At 54.4% G+C, this 24,808-nt stretch carries 24 protein-coding genes; 9 read left to right on the top strand and 15 right to left on the bottom strand.

Going from position 1 to position 24,808, the window contains the following annotated elements:
• Window positions 1–363 precede the first annotated feature (363 nt).
• The 3 genes from thiW to thiE are packed head-to-tail and all read left to right on the top strand — an operon-like array spanning window position 364 to window position 2,369.
• Window positions 364–915: an energy coupling factor transporter S component ThiW gene (gene thiW / locus HMPREF1141_RS11355; protein ID WP_009064427.1), complete on the top strand. Its 552-nt coding sequence runs from the start codon at window positions 364–366 to the stop codon at window positions 913–915.
• A complete protein-coding gene (gene thiM / locus HMPREF1141_RS11350) occupies window positions 878–1,741 on the top strand; it encodes a hydroxyethylthiazole kinase (RefSeq protein ID WP_242824598.1) in 864 nt (287 codons plus the stop codon). Before thiW ends, thiM begins: the two co-directional genes overlap by 38 nt.
• Window positions 1,734–2,369 carry a thiamine phosphate synthase gene (gene thiE / locus HMPREF1141_RS11345; protein WP_009064388.1) on the top strand — a complete coding sequence of 212 codons (636 nt, stop codon included), beginning with the start codon at window positions 1,734–1,736 and terminating at the stop codon, window positions 2,367–2,369. The genes thiM and thiE overlap by 8 nt, the downstream gene beginning before the upstream one ends.
• Before the next feature lie 113 nt (window positions 2,370–2,482).
• Here the strand turns inward: thiE and prmA are convergent, their stop codons facing one another.
• A complete protein-coding gene (prmA, locus tag HMPREF1141_RS11340) occupies window positions 2,483–3,403 on the bottom strand; it encodes a 50S ribosomal protein L11 methyltransferase (protein ID WP_035317004.1) in 921 nt (306 codons plus the stop codon).
• A 247-nt stretch (window positions 3,404–3,650) separates the two neighbouring features.
• On the opposite strand from prmA, the gene HMPREF1141_RS11335 reads away from it, so the two are divergent.
• The 3 genes from HMPREF1141_RS11335 (at window position 3,651) to HMPREF1141_RS11320 (ending at window position 7,999) form a co-directional block, all read left to right on the top strand.
• Window positions 3,651–5,219, top strand: a complete 1,569-nt coding sequence (locus HMPREF1141_RS11335; protein WP_155863605.1) for an oligosaccharide flippase family protein — start codon at window positions 3,651–3,653, stop codon at window positions 5,217–5,219.
• A gap of 269 nt (window positions 5,220–5,488) precedes the next feature.
• The gene (locus HMPREF1141_RS11325) at window positions 5,489–6,484 is read left to right on the top strand and encodes a putative ABC transporter permease (RefSeq protein ID WP_009064395.1); all 996 of its coding nucleotides are present in this window, start codon (window positions 5,489–5,491) and stop codon (window positions 6,482–6,484) included.
• Window positions 6,485–6,703: 219 nt separating this feature from the next.
• Window positions 6,704–7,999 carry an O-acetylhomoserine aminocarboxypropyltransferase/cysteine synthase family protein gene (locus tag HMPREF1141_RS11320; RefSeq protein ID WP_009064386.1) on the top strand — a complete coding sequence of 432 codons (1,296 nt, stop codon included), beginning with the start codon at window positions 6,704–6,706 and terminating at the stop codon, window positions 7,997–7,999.
• Between the two features lie 288 nt (window positions 8,000–8,287).
• Here the strand turns inward: HMPREF1141_RS11320 and HMPREF1141_RS11315 are convergent, their stop codons facing one another.
• The 10 genes from HMPREF1141_RS11315 to HMPREF1141_RS11270 all read right to left on the bottom strand — a co-directional run bounded on the left by HMPREF1141_RS11315 (window position 8,288) and on the right by HMPREF1141_RS11270 (window position 15,658).
• Window positions 8,288–8,725 carry a DUF3887 domain-containing protein gene (locus HMPREF1141_RS11315; protein WP_009064422.1) on the bottom strand — a complete coding sequence of 146 codons (438 nt, stop codon included), beginning with the start codon at window positions 8,723–8,725 and terminating at the stop codon, window positions 8,288–8,290.
• Window positions 8,700–9,359 (bottom strand): YhfC family glutamic-type intramembrane protease, encoded by a 660-nt coding sequence (locus HMPREF1141_RS11310; RefSeq protein WP_155863603.1) that lies wholly within the window; start codon window positions 9,357–9,359, stop codon window positions 8,700–8,702. The genes HMPREF1141_RS11315 and HMPREF1141_RS11310 overlap by 26 nt, the downstream gene beginning before the upstream one ends.
• Before the next feature lie 248 nt (window positions 9,360–9,607).
• Window positions 9,608–10,138 carry an inorganic diphosphatase gene (locus tag HMPREF1141_RS11305; protein WP_009064398.1) on the bottom strand — a complete coding sequence of 177 codons (531 nt, stop codon included), beginning with the start codon at window positions 10,136–10,138 and terminating at the stop codon, window positions 9,608–9,610.
• A complete protein-coding gene (locus tag HMPREF1141_RS11300; protein WP_009064418.1) occupies window positions 10,135–10,557 on the bottom strand; it encodes an aspartate carbamoyltransferase regulatory subunit in 423 nt (140 codons plus the stop codon). Before HMPREF1141_RS11300 ends, HMPREF1141_RS11305 begins: the two co-directional genes overlap by 4 nt.
• The gene (gene pyrB, locus HMPREF1141_RS11295; RefSeq protein ID WP_035317001.1) at window positions 10,551–11,471 is read right to left on the bottom strand and encodes an aspartate carbamoyltransferase; all 921 of its coding nucleotides are present in this window, start codon (window positions 11,469–11,471) and stop codon (window positions 10,551–10,553) included. Before pyrB ends, HMPREF1141_RS11300 begins: the two co-directional genes overlap by 7 nt.
• 159 nt (window positions 11,472–11,630) lie before the next feature.
• Complete coding sequence (locus HMPREF1141_RS11290) at window positions 11,631–12,107, bottom strand: MarR family transcriptional regulator (protein ID WP_009064433.1); 477 nt, start codon at window positions 12,105–12,107, stop codon at window positions 11,631–11,633.
• Between the two features lie 234 nt (window positions 12,108–12,341).
• Window positions 12,342–13,301, bottom strand: coding sequence for an NAD(P)H-dependent glycerol-3-phosphate dehydrogenase (locus tag HMPREF1141_RS11285; RefSeq protein ID WP_035316998.1), 960 nt, complete (start codon window positions 13,299–13,301; stop codon window positions 12,342–12,344).
• A gap of 268 nt (window positions 13,302–13,569) precedes the next feature.
• Window positions 13,570–14,562 carry a DUF6179 domain-containing protein gene (locus HMPREF1141_RS11280; protein ID WP_009064410.1) on the bottom strand — a complete coding sequence of 331 codons (993 nt, stop codon included), beginning with the start codon at window positions 14,560–14,562 and terminating at the stop codon, window positions 13,570–13,572.
• Window positions 14,549–15,046 (bottom strand): DUF6323 family protein, encoded by a 498-nt coding sequence (locus HMPREF1141_RS11275; RefSeq protein ID WP_009064393.1) that lies wholly within the window; start codon window positions 15,044–15,046, stop codon window positions 14,549–14,551. Before HMPREF1141_RS11275 ends, HMPREF1141_RS11280 begins: the two co-directional genes overlap by 14 nt.
• Before the next feature lie 6 nt (window positions 15,047–15,052).
• Complete coding sequence (locus HMPREF1141_RS11270; RefSeq protein ID WP_035316996.1) at window positions 15,053–15,658, bottom strand: TetR/AcrR family transcriptional regulator; 606 nt, start codon at window positions 15,656–15,658, stop codon at window positions 15,053–15,055.
• Between the two features lie 187 nt (window positions 15,659–15,845).
• Here HMPREF1141_RS11270 and HMPREF1141_RS11265 point away from each other — a divergent pair, with 187 nt between their 5' ends.
• On the top strand, window positions 15,846–16,880 hold the full coding sequence (locus HMPREF1141_RS11265) for a DUF4272 domain-containing protein (RefSeq protein WP_009064407.1): 1,035 nt from the start codon (window positions 15,846–15,848) through the stop codon (window positions 16,878–16,880).
• A gap of 163 nt (window positions 16,881–17,043) precedes the next feature.
• Window positions 17,044–18,306, top strand: coding sequence for an O-acetylhomoserine aminocarboxypropyltransferase/cysteine synthase family protein (locus HMPREF1141_RS11260; protein WP_009064431.1), 1,263 nt, complete (start codon window positions 17,044–17,046; stop codon window positions 18,304–18,306).
• A 125-nt stretch (window positions 18,307–18,431) separates the two neighbouring features.
• Here HMPREF1141_RS11260 and HMPREF1141_RS11255 read toward each other — a convergent pair whose 3' ends face one another.
• The 4 genes from HMPREF1141_RS11255 to yaaA form a co-directional block, all read right to left on the bottom strand.
• Window positions 18,432–18,857 carry an HIT family protein gene (locus HMPREF1141_RS11255; RefSeq protein WP_009064435.1) on the bottom strand — a complete coding sequence of 142 codons (426 nt, stop codon included), beginning with the start codon at window positions 18,855–18,857 and terminating at the stop codon, window positions 18,432–18,434.
• A 265-nt stretch (window positions 18,858–19,122) separates the two neighbouring features.
• Window positions 19,123–21,759: a TetM/TetW/TetO/TetS family tetracycline resistance ribosomal protection protein gene (locus tag HMPREF1141_RS11250; RefSeq protein WP_009064414.1), complete on the bottom strand. Its 2,637-nt coding sequence runs from the start codon at window positions 21,757–21,759 to the stop codon at window positions 19,123–19,125.
• 264 nt (window positions 21,760–22,023) lie between these two features.
• Window positions 22,024–23,004: a WYL domain-containing protein gene (locus HMPREF1141_RS11245; protein WP_009064429.1), complete on the bottom strand. Its 981-nt coding sequence runs from the start codon at window positions 23,002–23,004 to the stop codon at window positions 22,024–22,026.
• 166 nt (window positions 23,005–23,170) lie between these two features.
• Complete coding sequence (yaaA, locus tag HMPREF1141_RS11240) at window positions 23,171–23,956, bottom strand: peroxide stress protein YaaA (RefSeq protein ID WP_009064424.1); 786 nt, start codon at window positions 23,954–23,956, stop codon at window positions 23,171–23,173.
• Between the two features lie 281 nt (window positions 23,957–24,237).
• Here yaaA and tnpA point away from each other — a divergent pair, with 281 nt between their 5' ends.
• Window positions 24,238–24,702: an IS200/IS605 family transposase gene (tnpA, locus tag HMPREF1141_RS11235; RefSeq protein ID WP_035316352.1), complete on the top strand. Its 465-nt coding sequence runs from the start codon at window positions 24,238–24,240 to the stop codon at window positions 24,700–24,702.
• Window positions 24,703–24,808 lie beyond the last annotated feature (106 nt).

Genomic DNA, 24,808 nt, shown 5'->3' with positions numbered 1-24,808 from the left:
CCGTTTTGATTCGCCGCGAACCGGACGATCCCATCCAAAGCAGGCGCCCCGGCAGAGGGGGAGCGCCCTGTACCGGTAACACAAGACAATGAAATAGCGAGGGAGCCCGTGTTTCGGGTTGAGAGGAAGCTTTTGAGCTTCGACCGCCAATATTGGGTTGGCGCCGTACCGGCTTGCTGTTTCTTTGTCTTTTTTTGCGCCCTGACGGGCCGGCTTACCGCTCCGATCAACAATATGGTTTCATCCAATCCACTTTGAAATGGCCTGATATAAGTACAATGATTTCTTCCCCTGCCTGCGGCGGGGAAGAAATCCTCAGCTTTTTCAAGTGGCACAACTCTATTTGTTGAGGAGAATGATGTTATGAAAGAAAGTCCGCGTTTTTTAAAGCTTGTCATGCTTGCAATGATGGTAGCGATCGGGGTGGTGATCTCCCCCATTCTGCGCATTGAGGGGATGTGCCCCATGGCGCACCTGATCAACATTGTGTGCGCTGTTTTTCTGGGGCCGGGTTACGCTTTTGCGTGCGCCTTTACCATCGGGATTCTGCGCATGACACTCATGGGCATTCCCCCGCTGGCACTCACCGGCGCTATTTTCGGGGCCGCTCTTTCGGGGATTTTGTATCGCCTTTCGGGCGGCAAGCTGATTTTTGCCGTGATCGGTGAAATCATCGGCACCGGCATCATCGGCGCGCTGGTTTCTTACCCGGTGATGACGCTGTTGGTCGGCAAGCAGGGCATCGGCTGGGCATTTTACATCCCGTTGTTCCTGGGGGGAACGCTGATCGGAGGCAGTATTGCATTCGTCTTTTTGAGCGCGCTGGCCAAGACGGGAATGCTCACTTCCATTCAAAAGCAATTGGGGGCGAAGGTGTATGACAAATCCCATAAAAGCAACATCCACAATGTCTGAGCTGCTGCAGATTCGGCACCGTGTGCAGCGTGAGAAGCCGCTGATCCACTGCATCACGAACCCGATCTCGATGAGAGACTGTGCCAACACCCTGCTGGCGGTTTCGGCCCGGCCGATCATGGCGGAATACCCGCCGGAGGCCGCGCAGATCACCGCACAGGCGCGGGCGCTCGCCGTCAATTTGGGGAATATCAGTGCTTCGCGCATGGAGGCCATGATGATTTCGGGCAGAACGGCTCTGGAAAAAAACATCCCCTGCGTCATCGACGCGGTGGGTGTCGCCTGCAGCAGCCCCCGGCTATCCTTTGCCCGCGATTTCATCCGGGAGTGCCGCCCCTGCGTGATCAAAGGCAACAACTCGGAGCTGCGGGCGCTGGCGGGTCTACCCAGCCACGCCCAGGGCGTCGATGCGGGGGAACAGGACCGCGTGACCGAAGACTCATTGGACGAACACATCGCCATGCTGGCGCAGCTTGCCCTTGATACCGGCGCGGTGATCGCCTGCACCGGCGCGATCGACCTGGTGACCGATGGCCGCAGGGCTTATATACTTAGAAACGGCTGCGAAACGATGTCGCTGCTCACCGGCACCGGCTGCATGCTTGGCGCTCTCACTGCCGGCTTTTTGGCCGGCGGAGAACCGCTGAATGCCGCGCTGCTGGCAGTCTCTTATTTTGGAGTGTGCGGCGGGCTGGCACAAAAGGAGTATCAAGGCCCGTCGAGCTTTTTTCTGCGCCTGATGGATCTGCTGCATGTGGTCACCGACCGGCAGCTCGAAGAAACCGTGAACTGCACTGTTTACAACGGGAGGATGGAACATGCTTGACCTGACACTTTATTTGGTAACCGACAGCACCGGTCTGGAAGAACCGATATTCCTCGAGAAGATAGAGCAGGCCTGCCGGGGCGGGATTACCCTGTTGCAGCTTCGGGAGAAAGAGAAATCCGGGCGTGAGTATTTCGAGCTGGCGCGAAAGGTCAAAAGCATCAGTGACCGGTACCATATTCCCCTGATCATCGACGACCGGGCGGATGTTGCCGCCGCGGTAGACGCAGCAGGAGTACACGTGGGGCAAAGCGACCTACCCGTTTTTGCAGCCCGCGCTTTGCTTGGCCCGGATAAAATTGTAGGAGCCACCGCCAAAACGGTGGAGCAGGCGCAAAAGGCCGCCCGGGAGGGTGCGGATTACCTTGGCGTCGGCGCGATTTACCCGACCACCACAAAGGTAAAAACGGTTTTGACCTCGGTTTCCACCTTAGGCGAGATTTGCCGCAGCGTTTCCATTCCCGTGGCGGCGATCGGCGGCCTGAATGAAGGGAACTGCGATATTCTGCGGGGCGTTCCGATCGCGGGCATCTCCGTCGTTTCCGCTGTGATGAAAGCCGCCGACCCCTGCCGGGCGGCGGCAGAGCTGAGAGCAAAAGTAACGGGGCTTTTGGCCTCCCAAAGCTGACGCCGATTTTTTCCCATCTGTCTATATCAGCGTAATTATACATTCAGTAATAAAACAGGCGCGTTTTCCAAAAGGAAAACGCGCCTGTTTTTACGATGCGTAATGATGATTTGTTATTCTTTGCTCCGCAGCGCCATCGCCACCCAGCCTTTTTCCTCGCGGCGCTGAAGAATCTCGAACTCCTTCTCCACGGCTGAAAGCACGTCCTGCTCGCGCGTATCGATGATCCCGCTGACGAGATACACTGCGCCGGGCTTTAAGAACTGCCGGATGTCGCTGGTCAGCAGGATGATCACATCCGCCACAATGTTCGCGGCGACCACATCGAACGTGCCATGCACCTTATCCGTCAGGTTGCCGTGAATCCCGGTAAAGCGGTCAGACAAACCATTGATGCGCGCGTTTTCCACCGCAGTGCGAACGCCCGCCTCGTCAATATCCACACCGACTGCGCGCTGTGCGCCGAGCAGCAGCGCAGCGATGGACAGAATCCCGCTTCCGCAGCCGACGTCGAGCATCTCGCAGCCCGGCGTTACATAGTCCTCCAGCAGCTCCATGCACAGGCGGGTCGTTTCGTGCGTACCGGTTCCGAACGCCACACCCGGCTCCAGATGCAGCACGGCGCGGTCGCCCGCATCGTATTCCTCCTCCCACGTGGGGCGGATCAACAGGCGATTGCCCACCGGCATCGGCTTAAAATATTTTTTCCAATTGTTGATCCAGTCCTCCTCCAGGCAGGCACTGGTATCAATGGTAAAGGGAATCCCTTCCGCGCGGTAGCGCTCGCTCAAAAACGCGACCGCCTCCGACGGATTTTCCTTCGGGTCGATATACACGTGCACCAGCGCCTTGGTGCGGTCTTTTTTCAGCAGGTCTTCATCGATCAAATCGATGTGGGCGATCTCCCAGGCCTCCTGCTCCAGATTCGAGTAATCCTCAATATAAATACCGTAGGGCACCACCATCTGGGCAATGTCCCCGGCCAAATCCACCGATTCGGCCGGCACGGTGATTGTCACTTCTGTCCATTCCATCTTCTTTTGGCTCCCCTTTCTGTTCTGCTCCTTATTGTACACGATTGCGCAGAAATTGTATAGTGACACCACTTGAAAAAAGCGATTCGGTTCTTCCCCTGCGTTCGGCAAGGGAAGAACCTGCTGTTTGTATTTGTATCGCAGTCATCCCGAAAGTAAACTGCCTATACATATTTTTCCCTGGCGGACGAATACATTTGACCATACGCCCAAGGAATGATTTGGAACAGGAATGGTGCTTTGCCTTATGAATAAACGCATTTTTCTCATCAATACATTGATTCTGACCGCCGGATCGCTTTTTATGCGGATGCTGAACATCGGCTACCGCGTATTTATCTCGGATCACATCGGCGCGGCCGGGCTGGGCCTTTACCAGCTGATTTTCTCCGTCTTCATCCTGGCGATCACCATCTCCACCTCGGGAATCAGTCTGGCCGTTACCCGGCTGGTGGCAGAAGCCATGGCCAAGGACGACCCGGGCTACGCCAAGGGCGCGGTACGAAAGGGAATCGCCTGTTCACTCACCCTGAGCCTCATCGCCATGACGGTGCTGTACCTTCTCGCCCAGCCGATCGCAGATGTGCTGCTGAATGAGCCCTCCGCTGCCCGACCGCTGCAAATGCTCGCGCCGGGGCTCCCCTTTATGGCGATTTCGGCCAGCCTGCGCGGCTATTTTATCGCGATGCGCAAGGCCCTGCGTCCTGCCACGGCAGAAATACTGGAGCAGCTCGCAACCATCGGCATCGCAGTAGGGCTGTTTGCCCTGCTGGCCCCGCAGACGCTGGAGGGTGCGTGCCTGGTTCTGATGCTTGGTTCCACCGCCGGAGAAATGGTATCCTGCCTTTATAACGGGATTCTGTACCTGTGGGATGTGCGCCGCCTGCACGGCCACCGTGCGCGCGGGAAAGGGGCGCTGTGGGGCATTCTGCGCATTGCCCTGCCCTCGATGACCGGCTACACCGCCCGCAATATTTTAAGCGCTGTGGAAAATCTGCTGATCCCCACAGGCCTGCGCAAGAACGGCTCAAACGCGGTCAGCGCCATGGCGCAGTACGGCGTGATTCAGGGAATGGTAATGCCGGTGCTGTATTTTCCGGCGGCGCTGCTCTCTGCACTGGCGGCGCTTTTGGTACCCGAAATGGCGGAGGCAAACGCCGCGGGGAAAAGCCGCGCCATCGCCCGTGCCACGGGGCGCGCGATGCAGATGACCCTGCTGTTTTCCTTTTTGATCATGGGGATTTTTCTCGGTTTTTCCCGGGACATTGGTCTGACTTTTTACAAAAATGAGCAGACGGGCATTCTGCTGCGCATTCTTGCGCCGCTGGTTCCCCTGATGTACCTGGACGGCATTGTAGACAGCATCCTCAAGGGGCTCGACCAGCAGATGAGCTCGCTCAAATACAATCTCTCCGATTCCGCACTGCGCGTGGTGCTGATCTATTCGCTGATTCCCGTTTGGGGCCTGAAGGGTTATATCGTAGTCGTGTTTTTCAGCACGATTTTCAACGCCAGCCTGAGCATCCACCGCCTGATCAAGGTGGCGCGGGTGCCGATTCAGATGGTCGACTGGGTGGTAAAGCCCCTTTTGTGCATGGCGCTTTCTGTTTCGCTCGTTACCCTTTTGCTGCGATTTTCTCCTTTTTCTTTCTTTCTGCCATACCAGTGCGTGATTCTGCAGGTATGCGTGACTCCGCCGCTCTACGCCGGTTTTCTGTTTTTGTGCGGCAGCCTCGGCCGCGAGGACATCCGCTGGATTCACTCCTTAACCGGCCACCGCCCGACAGCGGCCCCGGCAAGAGCAAATGCAGATTGACAAATTCTGCGCAACTCCCTAAACTGAAAGATAGAAATTTTGTTTCTGCGCATGTTGAAGAACATGCAGATCATCAAAGCCCGCGCAGGACAAAGCGGCAAGCGCTGCAAAAGGGGAAGCATTCTTTGGGATGTGACCCCAATTTGCGGCGCGGCTGCCCTGCGGGCACACAGAAGCACAGCAGGGAATATCAGCGGTTTTGCGGCTGTGCGGCGCTATGACGGTCTAAGAAACTTCATTTTTTCATTTCAGCAGAAAGAGGATTTTCTATGCAGACCTTTGTCAAACTGACATTATTTTTCTCCGTATACAGCATGATCGGCTGGCTGTGCGAGAGTATTTATTGTTCCATTCCCCAAAAGCGCTGGATCAACCGCGGCTTTTTAAACGGCCCGTTTTGTCCCGTATACGGTTTTGGCGCGCTGTTGATTCTGGCGGTGCTTTCTCCGCTGCTGGGAGTTTTCGAGTTCCCATTGGAGCTGATTGTGCTGTTTTTCACCGCAACACTACTGACCTCCGTTTTGGAGTATGTGACCAGTGTCCTGTTAGAGAAGCTGTTCCACACCTCGTGGTGGGATTATTCGAATCATAAATACCAGATTCACGGGCGCGTCTGCCTGATGAACTCGCTGCTGTTCGGGGTGATGTCCACCTTGGTGCTGGAGGTGCTGCACCCGCTGATCAGCTCGCTGCTGATTGCCATTCCGCGTATCGTATCCTTCCCGCTGGCGGGTGGGCTGTTCGTCTACTTTATTCTGGACGGCACTGTTACCACCATCGGTATCCTGCGCATGAACGGCAAGCTGGCGCAGTTGCAGACGATACTGGATGAAATCCGCGAACGCACCGCCGCCGTGGCAGAAACCAACCTGGCTGGGCTGGAGCATTCCTTGGACGAGCTGCGCGACAAAGCGGATGAGCTTAAATCAGAAACACTGCTCAGCCTGCGGCAGGCATTGGAAGAACTGCGCCTGAAAACGGACGACGTCAAAACAGAAAGCATTGAGCGCCTGCGCAATTCGATTCTGGATTTTGTCAACGATGAAAACCGGATCCGCCTGCGCATGCTGCAGGACAAGCAGGAATACCTGGAATCGCAGACACACCCCATGCATCGCAGAATTATGGAGGCATTCCCCCACATGCGTTCGATTCAAAGCCCGGAATCTTTCCAGCGCTTTCGCCAGGCCGCCGCTGCTGCCCGCAAGCGGGTGCGCGGCTCCGGCAGCGAATCCGAGAGCGAATCCGGAGACAAAAAAGAATAAATACAAATTTTTTCAAAAAAGGATTGACATTCCTTCCATCAGACAGTATACTAAAAGCACAATAACATATTAAGTATATATGTTTAATTTATTAGCTGAAGGGAGCTGTCCGCTATGAAACTATATTCCTCTGATTTCTACCAATTGGTTCGTTGTCGAATGTGCGGCTGTTCCCATATTGACAACGATAAATCATAATAATAGAAGAGGAGAATTTGAATGAGCAATCAGACAAAGCATCAATGGAAATTTGAAACACTTCAACTGCACGTCGGCCAGGAGCAGCCCGACCCCGCTTCTGACGCGAGAGCCGTACCGATTTATCAGACTACCTCTTACGTATTCAGAAACAGCAAGCACGCGGCGGATCGGTTTGGGCTGGCGGACGCCGGAAACATTTACGGCCGGCTGACAAACAGCACCCAGGATGTATTTGAAAAGAGAATTGCCGCTCTGGAAGGCGGTATCGCCGCTTTGGCGGTTGCGTCCGGCGCAGCGGCCGTCACGTACTCCATCCTGAACCTGGCGCAGTCCGGCGACCATATTGTTTCTGCCAAAACGATTTACGGCGGTACTTATAACCTGTTTGCACATACTCTGCCGCAGTACGGCATTACCACCACCTTTGTGGACCCGGACGAAGAGGGCGCCTTTGAAGCCGCCATTCAGGAGAACACCAAGGCGATCTTTATCGAGAGCCTCGGCAACCCCAACTCGAACATTATCGATGTGGAGCTTGTGGCCGGGATCGCCCATAAGCACGGTATCCCGCTGCTGATCGACAGCACCTTTACCCCGCCCAGCCTGTTCCGCCCCATTGAATACGGTGCGGACATTGTGATCCACTCCGCCACCAAGTTCATCGGCGGACACGGCACGACGCTCGGCGGCGTGATCGTTGATTCCGGCAAATTCGACTGGGCCGCTTCCGGCAAATTCCCTGGCCTGACCGAGCCCACCCCGAGCTACCACGGCCTGAGCTTTGCCCGCGATGTGGGTGCGGCAGCATTTGTCACCAGAATCCGCGCGATTCTGCTGCGCGATACCGGCAGCGCGATTTCCCCGTTCAACGCTTTCCTGCTGCTGCAGGGGCTGGAGACCCTCTCCCTGCGCGTGGAACGCCATGTAGAAAACTCGCTGAAGGTGCTCGATTTTCTGAAAAACCATCCCAAGGTGGAGCATATCAATCATCCCGCTCTGCCCGACAGCCCTTATCATGCGCTGTATGAGAGCTACTTCCCGAACGGCGCCGGTTCCATCTTCACCTTCGAGGTGAAGGGCGGCGCGGAAGAAGCCACAAAATTCATCGATAATCTGCAGCTGTTCTCCCTGCTGGCGAACGTAGCAGACGTAAAATCGCTGGTCATTCATCCCGCCTCCACCACACACTCGCAGCTGAATGCGGAAGAACTGCTGGATCAGGGAATCAAGCCCAACACGATCCGTCTTTCCATCGGCACCGAGCACATTGACGATATCATTTACGATTTGCAGCAGGCATTCGATACGATCTGATTTTTCCTACCGTTTCTTTTTGAACCAGCTTTTTCCGGACGCTTTTTCTATATTCCTCCAATTTTGTAAAATAGTCAGAGCCGGCGTTCCCTGCCATTGGGGAACGCCGGTTCTGTTTTGCTTTAACATGCAGAAAAGCGCGGGCCGCTGAACCGGCACGCGCTTTTGATCGCGATATTGTCTTTGAATTCAGGCTTCGGCTCAAAAGGGAAACTCAGCTATCTTTTCTCCCGCCTTCGGTAAGGAATAGACGGCAACCGCGATTCCTCATTTTTATCAAAGATCCGATTATTTATAATACAAGCCCGCCAGCTTCATGTCCTTTGTAAAGGAAATGGTATAGATAAAGGCCTTTTTTTCGTACTGGGCTCTGGCCACGGCCACGGCATAATCCTCTTTGGTATTTTTGTCTGATGCGCCAGCAATGTTGACCTCTTTGATCTCCTGAAACGCGCCGCCCTCACCAATCGCCTTGTATACCGCGGCAAGCGCGTCGTCGGTCAGGGCTGACTTCATCGTGTCGTCGCTGATCTCCCGCAGGGCGTCGCTGTCCTTTGCGTTGACCGCGTCGATCACCTTTGTCGTTGCCTCCTGAATCTTATCCTGGTCAAAATCGTCAGAGAGCTTTTTCTGCCCGTCGCTGCACGCGGTGAGCAGTGCCAGACACAGCACGAGCACGGTTCCAAAGGCAAACATCTTTTTAAGCTTCTGCGTTTTCTTCTTCATTCTCTGTTCCTCCTTGCAAATAAAGCTTCCGAGACAAAACGGCATAGGCCCCGGCACACAAAACCATTCCGGCAAAGATCAGTTCGACAAAGACCACCTGCATTCCGCCACGCGCAAGCAGCGGCAGAACGGAATCCACCAGTCCGTGCAGAACAATCGCCGCGGCCAGATAACGGAACCGATGTCCCGTCTGAAAGCCGTTCCAAACGATCACCGTCAGGATCAGATGCAGCAGCATTGCGAGCACACGCTCAATCAGGGCCATGTGCAAAACGCTGAAAGTGTATCCCTGCATCAACAGGGGAATCAAAATCAGCCCGGCCTCTATCCCGCCGTGGCCAAGGCCGAACAGCAACGGCTGCGCGATGGTGCATTTCGCCGGGCGAAGAAGAAATTGTTTGAACAGAAAGCGAAAGCCCTCTTCGAACACACCGGCGGAAAAGCCGATGATGACCACAGCCAGAACAGGGTGCAGCGTGCTGAACATGGTAAACCACATGCTGTGATTCAGCAGCCCCAGCAGCGGGATACGCAGCAGCGGCTGTGAAACGGAAAAGCAGGCGGCTCCTAGCACAAACCACAGCAAATATTGGATAACCCTATGACTGCGGTTCGTTTTTGGCGAATCCGGCATTGTCTTCCCACCTTTCTGCTCATAAAAAAACGCCGATCGCACTCTGGCTGCCGACAAGCCCCGCAAAAGCGGGACGCCGACACCAGCGCCGATCAGCGAAAAAAACGTCTGGTATCTCTCGTGAATCCCGGCGAAACACAACAGGGCGGCGGAACACTCCACCGAAAAGCCGGACACTTCTATCTATTGTGAAACTCCTCCCGAATCCAATCCACTGCCGGGTTTCTCCGAAAGATCATCCTCGTTTTTTATTTGCAAAAATTTTCGACATAGCTGTCCAGCGCAGTCTCGATGATCCGTACAGCTTCCTCACGGCCGCTGACTTCTTTAACGGCGGTTTCTTTATTCTCGAGTTCCTTGTAAACCCGGAAGAAATGAGACATCTCGTCAAAGATATGGGTGGGCAGCTCACTGATATCCTGATACTGATTGTAGGTCGGGTCATTGAAGGGGATTGCAATGATCTTTTCGTCGTTGCGGCCGCCGTCGAGCATCGAGATGACACCGATGGGGAAGCAGCGCACCAGGGTGTGGGGCTCCAGCGGTTCGGAGCAAAGCACCAGAACATCCAGCGGGTCACGGTCATCGCCGTAAGTTCTGGGAATAAAGCCATAGTTGGCCGGGTAGTGAGTCGAAGTATACAGAATGCGGTCCAGAATAATCAGGCCGGTTTCTTTGTCAAGCTCATACTTTTTCTTGCTGCCCTTGGAAATTTCGATCACCGCGATAAAATCGGACGGGTTGATCCTTTTGGGAGACATATCATGCCAAATATTCATTTTTGAAACTCCTGTTCACAGTATATGCAGCGGTAAAGCTGCGATTTTTCATTGCAAAGCCGAAAAATATGATCAACGCCCTCCTCCGCGTTACTGATGCAGCGCGGATTTTTGCAGCGGATCACATTCGTCACCTGCTTTGGAAGCTCCAAGCTTCTTTTTTCAACGATTTTCCCCATATCAATCACATTGATGGTAATATTATGGTCTATTACCCCCAGAATGTCAAGGTTCAAATCTGCTTTTCCCTCAATCTTAATAATGTCTTTTTTTCCGAATTTGCTGCTTTTGGCGTTTTTGATGATTGCCACGCTGCAGTCGAGGGAATCGAGCCCGAGCAGATGATAGATTTTCATTGCGGAGCCCGCGTGAATGTGGTCGATGACGATTCCGTGTTCCAGACTGTCGATGTTCAGCATGCCGCCACCTCCAAAAGCTTCAGGATCAATGCCATTCGGACATAAACGCCGTTCTGCGCCTGTTCAAAATAGGCGGCTCTGGGGTCGCTGTCGACCTCCGCCGTGATTTCGTTGACGCGCGGCAGCGGGTGCAGCACCGCAAGGTCGCTCTTGGCCGCGCGGAGTTTGTCCGCGGTTAAAATGCAGCTGTCTTTCAGGCGGACGTAATCTTCTTCGTTGAAAAAGCGCTCCTTCTGAATGCGGGTCATATACAGAATGTCGAGCTCGGGCATGGCCTCCTCAAGCGTTTCCACTTCCCGGTACGGTGCGTTGTGCGCCAGCAGAACATCCTGCATGATGTAATCCGGCACGCGCAGCTCCTCGGGCGAAATCAGCACAAAGCGGATGTCGCCGAAGCGCACCAGGGATTTCATGAGCGAATGCACCGTGCGCCCGAATTTCAAATCCCCGCACAGGCCGATGGTCATTTGATCGAGACGGCCCCTTTTGCGGCGGATCGTCATTAAATCCGTCAGCGTTTGGGTGGGGTGCTGGTGCCCGCCGTCACCCGCGTTGATCACCGGAATGCCGGAATAATGCGACGCCACCAGCGGCGCGCCCTCTTTGGGGTGACGCATGGCACAAATATCCGCATAGCACGAAACCGCGCGGATGGTGTCCGCTACACTTTCCCCTTTGCTCACCGAGCTGCTCTCCGCAGAGGCGAAGCCCAACACGCTGCCGCCAAGACGCAGCATCGCCGATTCAAAGCTCAGGCGCGTACGCGTGCTGGGCTCGTAAAACAGCGTGGCCAAAATCTTGCCGCGGCAGGCCTTTGCATAGGGCGACGAATCCAGCGCGATTTGATCTGCCAGCTCGAGCAGCTCCAGCGTTTCCTCCACCGTAAAGTCCAACGGGTCTATCAGGTGCTTCATTCCGGTCTTCCTTTCTTTTCCCGCGCGCTCAAAAGAAGCACACCTTGAAAATCCCTGATCTTTCAAAGTGTGCCTGTTCTGTGCTATTGTTTGTCCGTTTTTCTTTCAACAGTATAGCGGAAAAAGTGACAGCTGTCCATACCCTGCCCGGGAAATACGCTAAAATTTTTCGGGCTGGTCCTTGCGCACGCGCTCCATGGCGCGGCCCAAATCCTCCAGCAAAACGGTAATCTGCTGGATTTTCTCTTCCCCAAACAGCTCCGCCACCGCGTTCACGCGTTCCAAAAAGCGGTTGATCGCATCAGAAAAGATTTTTTCCCCCGCCGGGGTAAGCGCCACATACACCACGCGGCGGTCGTCTGTGGCGGCCGTGCGGGTGACAAGCCCTTTTTTCTGCAGGGATTTCAGCATCTGAGACACCGCCGGCATCGACATTCCCAGCCGCGCGCTCAATTTGGACACCTTCACGCCGGGCTGCTCTCCCCGGCATTCCCCTTCCTGCAGACAGCAATGGATCTTGTGCATCATCATAAATTCGCCCTGCGGCACTCCCGGAATCTCAGGAATCAGATCCCTGGCTCTTTTCAGATAATGCAGAACCCCGAACAGCTCGTCCGTTCGATCCTTCGCAGACATAAAAGCCCTCCCCACCAGTTTGTGAACCCTTCATACCAATTTTCATAAAAGCAGTGAATCATGCCGGTTCTCTACCCTTCTTCGGCGGGGAGAGAACTGTTTTTCCCTTTTACTGCAGATTCAAATTAGTTAAGTATATGAAATAGTATAAATCGTTTTTTGCTTTTGTCAAGGAAGTGCCCAGGTTTTTCCAGTGTGAAAAGCGGCGGGAAATAAAATTTTTCAGTAATTTGTTCAGAATTCAGCCTTTTGGCTGCGCAGGAATAGATCAGAAAGCACTTTGTCTGCGGCCTGTCCGCCGTGGATTACCGCTTCCACCGCCTGGCAGATCGGCAGCTCCACGCCGTACTGTTCCCCCAGGCGAAGCATTGCCCGGGTGGTGGCGACGCCCTCCGCCAGCTCGCCGTAATGCTCGCCTTTTACAAAGCGCTCACCAAAGGCGCGGTTGTGGCTGTACGGCGAAAAGACCGTCGCCTGATAATCGCCGAGGTGTGCCAGCCCGTAAGCGGAAATCTCGTTGCCGCCCATCGCCTTGATCAGCCGCGCAATCTCGCGGGTACCGCGCGACATCAGCGCGCCCTTGAGCGCCGTTTTATTCAGGCCGTCCAGCATACCGGCGGCAATTCCGATCACGTTTTTAGAGGCGGCCCCCACCTCGTTGCCGAGCAGGTCTTCCCCATAGTAAAAGCGGATCAGGCTGCCGGAAAACTGCTCCACCAGAAATTGTTTCGTTTCCTTGGCGCTGCTGTCGATCACCATGCAGTTGGGGATTCCGGCGGTGAAATCCTGCACATGGCCCGGCCCCACCCAAATCGCCAGACCGGTTTCGGGCGGGAGGAATTCCTCTGCCACCTCTGTCAGCCGTTTGCCGGTGGAGGCCTCAATGCCTTTCATGCACAGCACGACGGTTTTCCCTGCCATCGAAAGCTGCGACAGCTGCTGCATCAGCCCGCGCAGGCTTTGGGAAGGAATCGAGATCACCACAATCTCTGCGCCCTCCAGCGCCTGCTTTAGATCATCACAAAACAGGACGGCATCGGAAAAAGTGACAAGCCCGTTGGTACGGGTCTGCCGCAGTTTGGAAAACTGCTCGCTGGTCGGTCTGCCGTAGATGGTAACTTCCTTTTCCAGCCCCGAAAGGTACCATGCGATAAAGCTGCCCCAACGTCCGCTGCCGATGACTGTTATTTTCATTCGTGTTTGCTCCTTTTCCCATTCCCAAATCTCTGGCCCGCCGCCCTGCCGGGCAGCTCGAACCATAACTTTATTTATCATAGGGCCTTTGCGCTGTGTTGTCAATCAAAGCCTTCGGCCGTCAAAACGCCGCGCAGCCGCAAAATTCTTTGTTTAATTTGCTTACAGCGTTGGCCGCGTGTTCTTTAGCAAGCTGAAGTCCGCTGTAAAGCCTGTGTGCAAAGTGCTCCCGAAAGCATTTTCTCCAAAACAACGCCGCTCATTCCGGTCAAATGGGACGATACCCGCCCTGCGGCAGCCGCGCAATCAGCAAAATCCCGCTCAGGGTATCGGTACGTACCGCGTTTTCTATTTCTGCCGAAATGCCGGGAAGCGCGGCGGCCAGATATTCCGCCGTGCGCTGGCGCAGCGAAAGAGCGAAGCTCATCTTCTCAAACGCCGCCTGCAGCAGCGACAGAAGCTCTGATTTTCCCCGGCCATTCAGCTTTTCTTTTAAATCAGCCAAATCCCTCGCCGAAAGGCGTAATGAATAGAAATTCTTCCCGCACAACACGCACCCAAGCGCCGCCGTCAGCACCGGCCCGCACAGATTCAGCGGGAGTTCCCGGTAATCCACCGGTAGCCCGCACAGCAGCGCATGGATCGCCACCGGCGAAAAGCAGGTGCAGAACTGATTTTCACAGTCCACACGCTCCGCATATTCCCGGATAAACTCGATCCCGGCCAGATCGGTCACGGGGTGCAGCAGCGGGTAATCCGCCGTAATGTGAATCTGCTGCGCGCCGAACTGCGGCCGGTACACCTGAAAAAATCCGTTGATGCCGTCCTCCACGGTCGAGCGGTAAAACACGTTCGGCGTTTCCATCAGCCTGCGGACAAGGCCGGCGTGAAAGAGTCTGGTTGTTTTCAGCATTCGGTCTATTCTCTTGCCCCCACGCACAAACAGAGCCTCGGCCCCTTCGTTGATCAGCGCCAAAGCGGCGCCCTCTGCGTTCCCGTATTCCTTCAGACCGACGCCGATCGTAAACAGCACCGATTCGAGGATTCCCTCCGCGTCTTCCACGCGGATAGAGCTGCTCTCCATCCCGTTATAAAGCTGTGTCTGCCGCGCCAGAACAGAAAGACAGTCCATCTGCACCGCTTCGATCTGCGGTGCGGTAAGCACCTCCGTCAGGTAGGCTTGCTCCAGCAGGGAAGAAAGATAGTGCTCGCCGCTGAGCAGCGAGCGGTCGATCCTGCTGATCCGTTCAAGAGAGTCCATCTTCATCCTCCTCTTCGTCCTCTTCGGGCGCTTCGCTGTCAAAATCCGCGGGGCGGCCCCAGCGCAGATTTTCTGCCAGGCGGTACAGCTCCCTCCCGGCCAAAAGCTCCAGAGAGCCTCCGCAGGGGCCGTCGTATGCCTTCTTCATAAAATCGATCAGCTCGTCGTCGCTGAAACGATTCTCCGTTTCGTTTTTATAATAATAGAACAGCTCCACCAGTTCGTGGAGCGTGGATTCATAATTTTGGCCCATCAGGTACGGCGAATCGCAGAAAGCGTAAATCAACTTCTGAATGACTCCGCCGCCAAATTCGATTCTGCCCGCGGTTTTCAGCGCGAATGCCCGGGTCTCCACAAGCTGCGCTGCCTGCCGCTCTGTCAGCTCCAGGCCAAAGCGGGCGGTCATATCGTTGCATTTCATGATTTCCCCGATTGCCTGCTTTTGGATCAGGCCCTGATTCAAAAATCCCAGCTCAAACCCCAAAACGCATCATTCCTCCCTCAGCAGCAGCACGGTGCTTCGCACCGCCTGATGAACAACAGACTGACAAAACTCTTCCTCATCCTCAATCACGCGGCGGCCCGAAATATAATTGGAGATTTCCCCGATGAGGTAACAGTGTACAAAATGAACGGCCTCCTCCAGCTTTCCGGCGTCAGCCGGCCGACCGGACAGTTCCCGCCAGATTTGCGCGACCGCACGGTTCATCTGCTCCCGGGCCGCCGCCACGGCCAGCGTATTGCTTTCGGGGCGCTGCTCCCCCAAATACTCGAGCCACGCCAGCCGGAACCAGCCGGTGTTATCTAAATACACGCGCACCATGGCGTAATAAAACGCCTGCAATTTATACTTGGGCGCAAGCGCAGCGGCCGCCACGGTGCCGATCTGTGCCGACATCCGCTGTATGCAGACGGTGTGCGCCTCCCACAGAAGCTGCGGATAGGACAAAAAATAATTGTACAGATTCGTATGGGCGCAGCCTAAGGCCCGCGCGATTTCGCGCAGATTCAGGCTCTGCACGTCGCGGCGATTTCGCAGCAGCTCCAATGCCATATTGATAATCTGTTCCCTGGAAATGGGTTTCCGGCTAGTCACTCGTATTCTCTCCAATCTATTACCGTTGGTAATTACCGGTGGTAATAGATTGTATCACGCCTTTTGGCCGCTGTCAATGCATCAAAGAGAGGAAATCACTGTGCCCGCAACGCGTTCTATCTCTTCCCTAAACAAGAGAAGATATGGTAATATATCCATAATATGGAAAAACAAAAGGAGTAAACCGATGGAAAATCAAATGCAAAGCGCCCTGCGGGCTATGTCTGCATGGTTGGCAGACGAGCACGAGCTTGGTGGGCCGCCCGCCAAAATAGAATGCGCGGGGGAATTCGATCTGCACGGGTACCATTACTATATCTTCAAGTATAAAAAGAACCTTCTTGGCAAATGGCTGCTTGGGGTATGCGGCGGCTACGAGACCGGAGAAACAGAGCACTGCGGGCATGTGTTCAGCGCAATGGAAGCCTACGACGCCAAAACTGCCCTTGAAAAATCCATTCGGATGGTTGAAATGATTCGTGCATACTGGATGCAGCGGGCGCAGGAGGAGCAGCAAAAGCAGCAGACAGCCCCGCCCTATGAAAGCGAAGAGATTTCCCCGGAGCAAGAGCAGCGCAAGGCACGCTCGATCTCCATTTTGAAAGAAAAAGGAGTTCCTTATATTGAGCACCTGCCTGTCATTGAATCGGCAATTACGCCGCGCACCCCGCAGGAAATTGCAAGACGTGCCATTGCCTGCCTGATTACCGTACAGGTGGCCTGCGACATGTCCCGCGGCGAGGATGTGAAGAAATCTCAGGAATTTTTTCAGCAGATGCTGGAGACCTATGGGGTTGCGGACGAACTGACCCCCAAGGAGCAGATGTTCTTCTCCGGCAAGCCCAGCAATCAGGATGCGGTGAACATGGCCTGGAAGTACGAAGCTTATTGGCCGCTGATTTGGGCGCTGGGTCTGGTGGACAGCCTGGAATATCCCGATCAGATCTGTGACTGCGATTTTGCGATAGAAGCGGTAAGCTCCTGCGGCAGCTTTGAGGAATTGATGGAGAGTGCCCGGCCCCGGGAAATAAGCGAAATTCTGGATGAAGCCGATTTGATTTTCCGGTACGACTGGGCCTGCGTCAATGCCCGTCTTCACGGCAGGGAGGCGCCCGCAGGGTTGGATTCCGGCGTAGTAATGGAACGCCATTGGGGGCTAAACTGGCTGATCGGCAAAAATTCAGATAACGATGAATGGGACACGGTTTCAACCAATACCTGAAAACGAAACATGAGAGCAGGCGTTCTAATCGTTGATGTTGCTTTTCCCTTGTAAAAATTGTCTGGCTGAAAAGAAATCATAGTAATGTGGTAGGATTTTATTGCAAAACGATCCGCACTTGCTGTATGATTAAGAGAATCAATGACCAGGAGGGAAACACAGCATGAGGGACGAAACCAAATGTATCCACTGCGGGTATACCCCGAAAAATTCAGAGCCAAAGATGGTTCCGATCGTTCAAAGCACGACTTATGTGTTTGATTCAACGCAGGAGGTCGGCGACGTATTCGACGAACCGACCAAAGCCCTGATTTACTCGCGCTTCGCTAACCCCACTGTGATGGCGGTCGAGCAGAAAATCGCTGATTTGGAGGGCGGCATCGGCGCGATGTGTACCTCTTCCGGTCAGGCCGCTACGCTGCTCGCCATTTTAAACCTGTGCAAGGTGGGCGACAGCTTTATCAGCACCTCTCAGATTTACGGCGGAACCGTGAACCTGTTTGCCGTCACCCTGAAAAATTACGGGATCGAGTGCATTTTTGTGGACGCCGACGCCGACGAGGAAACCATCAGCGCCGCGGTACGGGAAAACACCAGGCTGATTTTCGGCGAAACGATCGCGAACCCGGCCCTGAGCGTGCTGGACATCGAAAAGCTCGCGCGGATCGCACACAGCCACAAAATCCCCCTGATCATGGACAATACCTTTGCCACCCCGATTCTGTGCAAGCCGTTTGAGTTCGGCGCCGATATCGTGGTGCATTCCACCTCGAAATACATGGACGGCCACGCGGTGCAGGTAGGCGGCGTGATTGTCGATTCCGGCAATTTCGACTGGACCAACGGCAAATTCCCGGAATTCACCGAGCCGGACGAATCGTACCACGGCATTACTTACGTGGGGAACTACGGCAAGGCCGCATACATTACGAAAGCCAGAATGCAGCTGATGCGCGACTACGGCGCCTACCCGGCGGCAAACTCCGCGTTTCTTTTGAACCTTGGCCTCGAAACGCTTGCCGTGCGTATGGAGCGCTACTGCAAAAATGCGCTGGAGGTGGCAAACTATCTCGCGGCCTCCGACAAGATTGAAAAGGTGATCTACCCGGGGCTGGAGAGCGACAAATATTACCCGCTTGCAAAGAAGTACCTGAAGGGAACGAGCGGCGTGATTTCGTTCATCATCAAGGGCGGCAAGGACAACGCCGTCAAATTTATGGACGGCCTGAAGCTTGCTTCCATTGAAGTGCATGTGGCGGATATCCGCACCTGTGTGCTGCACCCCGCCAGCGCTACCCACCGCCAGCTGACCGAAGAGCAGCTGTATGCCGCAGGCATCAACCCCGGTATGATCCGCTTCTCCGTCGGACTGGAAAGCGTTGAGGATATTATTGAAGATATTGAGCAGAGCCTGAGCAAAGTGTAAGCGCTGCTGCACCATACACTTGCGGCGAACTGCCGCAGGCGGAACAGAGTAAAAGAAGCTTTTCAACATTTCTCTTCAAAATGTTGAAAAGCTTCTTTCCTTTTAACCTGCGCTCGGTACGATCCTTATTTTACCTGCAGAGCCTGACGAATCCGATCGATCAGCTCCGCATTCTTTTTCTCATCAAAATAAACCTGATCGGGGTTCATAGCAAACGTTCCGCCCCATTCGGCACCGTCGCGGTACTTCGGCACCAGATGAAAATGCAGGTGGTGCCCGGTGTCCCCATATGCGCCGTAATTGATCTTTTCGGGGTGAAACACCGCATGCAGCGCCTTAGCCACACGGTTGACCTCGGCAAAATAGGCGTTTCTCTCTTCGTCTGAAAGCTCAATCATCTCGCTCACATGCTTTTTATGGGCCACGACCACCCGGCCCTCGTGGCTCTGCTCTTTAAACAAATACACTTTTGAGGTTTCCATCTCGCAGATCTTGATTCCGAATTTGTCCAGCAGTTTGCCTTCTACACAGTATGCGCACGTTGCATCCATTTGATTTGCTCCTTTTGTTTTGTATTGTAATACCGATATCCTATCAAAAGCACTTACGATTTCTCCGCACTTTTGGCGGGGAGAAGGCAATGCTTTTCCTTACAGATTCGCATCACGCCTCTTGAAAAAATTGGACTATTTGAAAGTTTTTTCACTCTTGCCAGATCAGGCAGTTATTTCCTTTTTCGAATCAATTATAAATCGGAAGCAACCCCGCGTCAACTAAAATGCAATGATTCATTGGATTCTTTGCAATGATTTCCGTTCATTCTTTTTTCTTCGCTTTTTCAAAGGCTGCCTGCACGGGATGTGACTTTTCATACTGGTTGATCTGTGCCAGCAGCTCTGCGATCTGGCCGCCGATCATCTCCATCTCCTGATGGAACACCCGGGCCGAAACCCGGAGCGCCCCATGCCCAAGAATGATCATCTGCTCCATACCGTCGGAAGTCGCAACGCGCACCCGGTACTGCTTGGCCAGCTCGTAGGTTGTTTTTTCAATATAGGCGTCGGCAGTTTCAGCCTGCTTGGTATACACCACACTGATGTTGTGGTACCGCTGCACCTCGCCGGTATTGCGCGGAACACGGTAAGCGTCGAATACCAGGATCACCTCGCATTTACGGTAGCCCTGATAATTGCTGAGCAAATCCATCAGCAGCTTGCGCGCGGTGTCGAGGCTCTCCCGTGCCACCGCCTTCAGCTCGTCCCACGCGAAAATGATGTTGTAGCCGTCTACCAGCAGATATTCCGGCCCGGTCATGATCGGACGGATGGCTTCCCGCTTTGCAGTCTGTTCCGTGCCCTGCAAAAACTGCTTCTGCGGCAGCAGTTCACGCCGCTTGACCGGGCCGTACGTCCGCTCAAAAATGGCCTGCAGCTCTTTGTCCTGCTCCAAAGCACCGGTATAAGAGACAGACGGCCGTGCGGAGGAATCCGGAGTGCTCTCCGCCTGCCGATTCTCCCCGTGGGGGCGAATGCCGCTTTCTACTTGCATGTAATCCCGCACCCGATTCCAGGGGACAGAAAAACCCGCTCCGTGTGAACAGAAGATGGAATCCGCGGGCTGCTCCAGATCGCGCTCCGGGTCATAGCCGATGGCGGCGACTACCTCCGCCTGATCGCGGCAGGGCTCGTAACCGCGAAAAAAGCAGGCAAGCTTTCCTTGGCCCCGGGTATAGGAGAGCACCTCGCGGCCATAATCGCGCAGCCCCGCAACGGGGGCGCTGCCGGTGAGGAGCGTCAGCTCGCCGTCCGGCTCCGGGGGAGCGCAGCTGCCGCCCATACGCTGAATGTCCGTCATCGCGCGGCCCACGTTTTCGGCGGGCACCTCCAGCCGAACATCGTACCACGGCTCCAAAAGAATGCTTTCGGCGCTCATCAGCCCCTGCCGCACCGCACGGTAGGTGGCCTGGCGAAAATCGCCGCCCTCGGTGTGCTTGACGTGGGCCCGGCCTGCCACAAGCGTAATATTCAAATCGGTAATGGGCGCGCCGGTCAGCACACCACGGTGAACCCGCTCCTCCAGATGCGACAGAACCAGCCGCTGCCAGCTTCTGTCGAGCTGATCCTCCGGACAGGCACTCGAAAAATGCAGACCGCTCCCCCGCTCACCCGGCTCGAGCAGAAGATGTACCTCCGCATAGTGGCGCAAGGGCTCGTAATGCCCCACCCCCTCCACCGCGGCGGCGATGGTCTCTTTATACACGATGCTGCCGGAACCAAACTCCACCTGCAGGCCGAAACGCTCGTCAATCAAGGTTTTTAAAATCTCGAGCTGTACCTCGCCCATCAGCTGCAGTGAAATCTCGCGCAGCTGTGCGTTCCACACCAGATGGAGCTGCGGATCCTCTTCCTCCAAAGCGCTCAGCTTCTGCATCGCGCTGTGCGGGTCGCAGCCCGGCGGCAAAATCACCCGGTAGGTCAGCATCGGCTCGAGCGCCGGGGCTTCGGACACCCCCTCGGCTCCGAGGCCCTCCCCCGCGCGGGTTTGGCTCAGGCCCGTCACGGCGCAGATGGTTCCGGCCGGTGCTTCGTCCACCGGCTGAAATTTTGTGCCCGAATAGATGCGGATTTGATCGATTTTCTCTTCCCACTCCCGGCTTTTCAGCGGCATTTTCACCCGGAGGGTTCCCCCGGTCACTTTCAGGTGCGTCAGGCGGTTTCCCTGCGCGTCCCGGGTGATTTTAAACACTCTGGCCGCGAATTCCTGCGGGTATTCGGGAACCTGCGTGTAAAGCGTCAGCCCCCGCACCAGCTCATCCACGCCGGAAAGGCGCAGCGCAGAACCAAAATAACAGGGGAACACCTTGCGGCGGGCCACCAGTGCGGCGGCCTCTGTATCGGAAAGCTCTCCCTGCTCCAGATACCGGCTCATCGCTTCCTCGTCGCACACGGCGACATTCTCCATCCATGCGCCGCGGCTTTGATCCGCTCCAAAATCGATGCAGCCCTCCGAAAGAGAGGCTTTCAGCTCACGCAAAAGCGCCTCGCGGTCCGTACCGGACAAATCCATTTTATTGATGAACAGGAAAGCGGGAATCCGGTAGCGGCTGAGCAGCCGCCAGAGCGTGCGGGTGTGGCTCTGCACGCCGTCTGATCCGCTGATGACAAGAATGGCGTAATCCAGCACCTGCAGCGTGCGCTCCATCTCGCTCGAGAAATCCACGTGGCCGGGAGTATCAAGCAGGGTGATTTCCAGGTCATTCAACGGCAGCACCGCCTGCTTTGAAAAGATGGTGATGCCGCGCTCCCGCTCCAGCGCCTCCGTATCCAGAAACGCATTCTTATGGTCGACCCGGCCCAACTGCCGCAGCCGCCCGCAGGTATAAAGCAGCCCTTCGGAAAGCGTCGTTTTCCCTGCGTCTACATGAGCCAAAATTCCAACAGCCAGTCTTTTCATTCCCGTTCCCCATTATCCCGATATCAATATCATAAATTTTATTTGAAAATAAGAGCACTGATTTCCTCCCCCACCTTCGGCGGGCAAGGAAATTCTCATTTTGTCAGCAAGCTCTTTTTCAGGCAAATCCACAGTGGAATTGCCGTGTTTTGTTTGCATTTCGTACTAGGTTATCATACCATTTCACGGTGGGTGAATCAACAGCCGCAATATACATAAAAAAGGTACCCCTAAACGCTTTGCAATCAGGGGTACCTTGCGGTTTTACTGATATTTCTTTGTCTGTGCCGAAAGCAGCGAACGTATGGAATCCACAAGGCTTTGCGGCGCGACGATTTCGGCCTTTTCCCCAAACCGGAAAATCCAGCTCAAAAAGACCGGGCTGTTTGAGACCTCGACGCAGATTTCAAAGGAATCGCCGCATTTGCGAAACGGAACCTCGGGCCCGAAGCGGTCGATCACCGCGTTGACCAGGCTTTGATCAAACCGCAGTGTGGCGGTGACCAGATCGCCACTGTACATGCCAAACACCTGCTTGGTGTGCTCGGCGACATCAAACTGCTTTTGATCGGGCCTCTCCGCTTCTTCGTCGCACACCGCGACCTGACTCATCCGGTCGACCCGGTAATGCGCAAAATCGCCGTATTTGGTGCTGTAGCAAATCAGGTAATACTTGTCGTCGTCCCAGCAAAGCGCCATCGGACTCTGACAATAGCGTTCGCCATCCTTGCGGTATACGCGCTCTTTGTCCGCGTTGTAATCAAAATATTGAAAGCTGATTTTGCGCCCCGAATTGATGGCGGTATGGATGGCGTCGATATTGTAATAGATGCTTTCGTTGATGGTCTTAGGCCGGTTCGCCACATACACCTGCCGCCGAAGCTGGCTGGCCTGCGGATTGCTCGTCAGGGAAGACAGCTTTTGAATCAGCTCCGTACTTTTCTTCGGTGTGATAAAGCGCGAGCTTTGCACGGCGTCTACCAGAAGCTTCAGCTCGGGCAGCTCAAATTCACGCGCATCGACGTAGTAGCCGATGGTTCTGCTTCTCTGCGATTCCACGTCCAGGCCGAATTCACGCAGCAGTTCCAGATCGGCATAGACCGACTTTCGTTCGGCCTGAATCCCGTACTCCGCCAGCGCGGCGATCAGCTCCTGGATCGTCATGACATGGTCTGCGTCCGTGCGTTCCAAAAGAATCCGCATCAAATAGAGCAGCTTCCTTTTTTGATTCGATGAACTGGGCATAACGTCACTTCCTGATACTGTTGATATATCCCCAGCCAAGCTCCGGTCTGCAGCATTCACTTCGAATCTGCTTGTGCGGGCAAAAGCTTGCTAAAGTAAGGATACAACAGTATAACATATTTACCAGTATTTGGAAAATAGTATGGATGCTTTTGAACTACCATTTTTAAAAATCATTTAATAAAATGCGGCTCTTCTGCTTTTCAGCGCTTTCTTTGACAAACACATAATGATCGCGTTCAGAAAGCTCTTTGCGGTAGGTATAGCCCAGACGGTCAAAGCCGCGGAGGTCATCGGGGTCGGCCACATTCTGTTCCGCCAGCCAGCGGACCATCTCACCGCGGGCCATTTTGCATATGGTACCCTTTTCAATCACCCTGCCGTCCTTCCACTCCCCAAAAGTGCAGGTGAGAAAACGTGCCGACTTCGGCAGATGGGGCAAAACAGCTTTGCTGTATTCCTTGGAAGCCAAATTCAAGATCAGGCCGCTTTCGGCACAAAGCTGCTGCGCCAGCCGGTTCCCCCAAAAGGCATACAGATCCCTCTGCCCGCCCGCTGAAAGCCGGGCCTGCATTTCCAGACGATAGGGCGTTACTCCATCGAAGGGGTGCAGCAGACCGTAAAAGCCCGACAGAATCCGCAGGCGCTCATTGATATATGCAAGCTGCTCCCGTTCAAACACACCGGGAGCCATGTATTGGTACTGAATCCCCTCGTAGGATAAAATGGCGGGCGTCAAAGTATTGTGCAAATCCATCGACTGTACCCGCCTGTAATTGAGATCGGCAATGGAATCGTTACAGCGCCACAGCGCTTTAAGGGACGCATAATCCATGGTGCGCAGGCAGCCGAGAAGCGTTTTGGCCTGCTCCAAAAACTGCGGCAGGCTCTCATAAGGCAGGCTGTCGGTATCGATATTCATTTTTTTCGCGGGAGAAATGATGATTCTCATGGGGTCACATCCTTGTTGTGCGTCTGTTGAGCTGCGATTCCTGATCGATTATCAGGAACACCCTTAGTGTACCACGTTATATATTCTGTTGTATATAGATTGTGGGGCCGCATCCTGGCGGCCCCACATTCTTATTCTTTTTATTGTAATACGAAAACCCCCGGCTATGCCGGGGAGTTCAAAAAAGCTTTAGCGGTGAGTATAGTAAAAAAACTCCTTTTGATATAATGAAGCTGCGGTCTGCCAACTGCAGCAAGACATATCAAAAGGAGGACATTCGCATGAAGACGAACGACATAGATAGTTTAAACCATACGAGCTGGAATTGCAAATACCATATCGTATTTGCACCCAAGTACCGTAGGAAAGTAGCATATGGAAATATGCGAGTGGAAATAGGAAAAATATTGAGGGAGTTGTGTAATTGGAAAGGAGTAGAAATTATACAAGCAGAGGTGTGTCTGGATCATATCCACATGCTGGTAAAGATACCACCGAAGATAAGTGTTTCAGGATTCGTGGGATTTCTCAAAGGAAAGAGCACACTGTTGATCTTTGAGAGACATGCAAATTTAAAATACAAGTATGGGAACCGGACATTCTGGTGCAGAGGATATTTTGTAGACACGGCAGGAAAGAATGACAAAGCAATTGCCGAGTATATCAAAAATCAGCTGGCAGAAGACCAGATTGAAGATCAGATGACGCTCAAAGAGTACGTCGACCCGTTTACGGGTAGCAAGTAACAAACCCTTGCAAGTGGCAGACCGTACCAGCGCCTTGAGGCGCCGCCAGAAAAACAGGGCTTTGCCCGCATATGAAGAACCCCCGGCTTTGCCGGGGGGTAACTAT

This window comes from Clostridium sp. MSTE9 (assembly GCF_000277625.1).
In the GTDB taxonomy this organism is placed as follows: Bacteria; Bacillota; Clostridia; order Oscillospirales; family Acutalibacteraceae; genus Faecalispora; species Faecalispora jeddahensis.
Note: the sequence above shows the minus strand (reverse complement) of the source record. Positions and strands in the feature narration are given on the sequence as shown.